Source organism: Pseudomonas sp. P5_B2, from assembly GCF_056400445.1.
Map to the genome: position 1 here is coordinate 1 of NZ_JBFULH010001231.1, position 828 is coordinate 828.

Consider the following 828-nt stretch of genomic DNA (forward strand, 5'->3'; position numbering starts at 1 on the left):
GGCTCACTCCTACAGGTTTTTGTGGTGTGGGTTAGAAGGACGAGGTGATCTTGATCCCGCCAATCAGCGCGTCGTCGACCTGGTCCACACCTCCGGGATGTCGGATGTATTGCAGGTTCGGGCGCACGGTCAGCCAGTTCGTCACGTGCACGCCGTAATAGAGTTCGGCGCTGTATTCGGTGTCCTGCGGCGGCAGGAACGACGGGTCGTCGTAGTCGTAAACGGCGTGCGCCTGATTGGTCGCTTCGGCGTTTTTGCGATAGGCCGGGTTGACGTGAACCCGGGCCAGAGCGAAGCCGATATCGTCTTTGGCGCGCGCATCGAACCAGCCTTTGTAGACCACGCCGGCCTGGACGTAGTTGTCGATGGCATTGGTCTTCTTGTCGTGCATCGTGGCGTTGGCAAACACGTTCAAACCACGGGAGTGATCGCTGGCGATGCTGGTCACTTGCTGCTGAATAACCAGCCACTCGCCGTGCTTGCTCGATGCACTGCGATACGCCTCGCCACTCAATGCGGCGGGCTGGCCGTTGCTGTCCTTGTAGACATCGGTGGCATTGGCATTGCTGTAGTAATAGCCGACGCGGTATTCGCCCGACAGGTCATTAACTTTTGGCGACCACACCAGTTCCACCGGCAATATCGCGCCTTGGGTGCCGCTGCCGCTGAGCTTGAAGCCGTTGCCGCGGTCCAGGTTCGACGGGTTTTGCTCATAGGCGCCGATCTGCGCATACARCTCCGGTGTSAGGTGATATTTGACCCGCAKYGCCCACTGGCTGACGGGCCAGTTGTACCAGATGCCACCGACCCAGTTGCCGACCTGAGAGC

Annotated in this window: 1 protein-coding gene; it reads right to left on the reverse strand. The window is 59.7% G+C overall.

The window, feature by feature from the left end:
• Positions 1-31 precede the first annotated feature (31 nt).
• On the reverse strand, positions 32-828 hold a 797-nt coding region (locus tag AC1DRJ_RS30420; protein WP_477805375.1), incomplete at its 5' end, for a carbohydrate porin.